1 protein-coding gene is annotated in these 1,621 nt (G+C 47.6%); it reads left to right on the top strand.

Translation table 11 applies throughout. The annotated features are described in order from the left end of the window. Positions 1-93 precede the first annotated feature (93 nt). Positions 94-1,038 carry an IS1595 family transposase gene (locus ACXAFR_RS27345; protein ID WP_475183333.1) on the top strand — a complete coding sequence of 315 codons (945 nt, stop codon included), beginning with the start codon at positions 94-96 and terminating at the stop codon, positions 1,036-1,038. Positions 1,039-1,621: the final 583 nt, after the last annotated feature.

The following is a 1,621-nucleotide window of genomic DNA, read 5'->3' as shown; positions in this document are numbered from 1 at the left end:
GGCTATGTTGGCATAGCCTGTTGATATACTGGCATTATATCCAGCATATCAACGAGTTGCCAAGGTGCCAATATTAAGCGCAAAGACTTCCATTTGTTGGTTTCTGATCTTAAATTCCTGACACCCTGCCAGAAGCAAGCGTTAATTCAAAAGTTGATTCCCAGTTCAGAAAATAAAAGTATCGAACTGATTGAAGCGCACGAACACACGATTGATCACTGCCCTCATTGCCAATCAAAAAAAACCCAGAAGTGGGGTAAAGCCAATGGATTGCAGCGACATCGATGTAAAATGTGTAAAAAAACTTTTAACGGATTGACTGACACGGCATTGTCGAAAATTCAGCTCCGAGACAAGCTGCTGGCCTATGCGGAGAGCCTTGAAAAGGGGCTTTCCATTCGAGAGTCAGCAAGAATCTGCCAGATTGATCCGAAAACGGCTTTTCGTTGGCGCCATAAATTTCTGTCTATGTTCGCTGAGAACGAACCCACACCGATGACAGGTATTATGGAAGCGGATGAAACTTTCTTTTCGGAGAATAGCAAAGGCAGTCGACATATCAAGCATCGAAAGCCCAGAAAGCGAGGTGTTTCGACAAAAAAGCGCCGAGGTGAACGAGTTCCAGTTTTGATCGTCCGGGACCGTTCAGGAACAGCTGCTGACTTTGTTTTCCCGCAAATTGAAAAAGCGACTGTACACCGATGCCTGAAATCTGTGCTGTCCGAAGACGTTGTACTTTGTTCGGATGGAAATCGAATTTATGAAACCTTTGCGAAAAAGTCGAAGATCCTACACAAGCGGGTTATAGGTTTGAGAAATGAGCGTGTCGTGGAGAAAATTTTTCATATCCAGAACCTTAACGCTTATATCAGTCGACTGAAAGGCTGGCTAAATCCGTTCCATGGCGTAGCAACAAAATATCTGAAAAATTATTTAGGCTGGCGAAGAATGCTGGAGATGAAGAGCGATCAAATAACACCAGCATTTTACGTTCAGAGCGCATTGCGCCATTTTCATCAACAGGCAATGCCAACATAGCCGTATCTATACAGACACCCTGCCAAGCCCCCCCAAACGTTCATCCAACGTTATCTCGACCACCTAACTTAGCAAGCGTGCCCAAAAACGTTGAGGAGGTCTTCCACGTTCCCCTAAAATCACCAAGGCCCCGCCAAAGAAATTTTGTATCCACCGACCTCGAGTTAATCGCAAATCTGAATGGCCACCCCCCATCGGGCATTTTTAATGGACACCTATACAAATTCGCCAGCTGCACAAAAAACGCGAGCCCGCCCCCCGCATGAAGGGGGTGCCTCAGGAGGACCCGTGAACGTTTCTATATCGCCTGCCGAAATCGACAGTAGGCTGCCGAGATGACTAACCCCGCCACGTCCACAGCTGCAGCAGTACCAACGTACCCCCCCCACTGTAGGCGCCAGCAGAGAGTCGTACAGAGCACCACCAATGGAGGTAACGTTAGAGTATGCAGGCCAAGCAAACGACAGGAGACTGCCCCAATATTGAGCGTATTAATTCCAGCCTTCCCCGGGAGGAGATGTACTGCGATTGGAGCCGATTTCATCCGGCGGTAAATGCGCCACAAACAGGATTCACTTACTGC

Source organism: Pseudomaricurvus sp. ABR4_320 (assembly GCF_056159445.1).
This window is presented reverse-complemented; position numbering and strand designations above follow the sequence as displayed.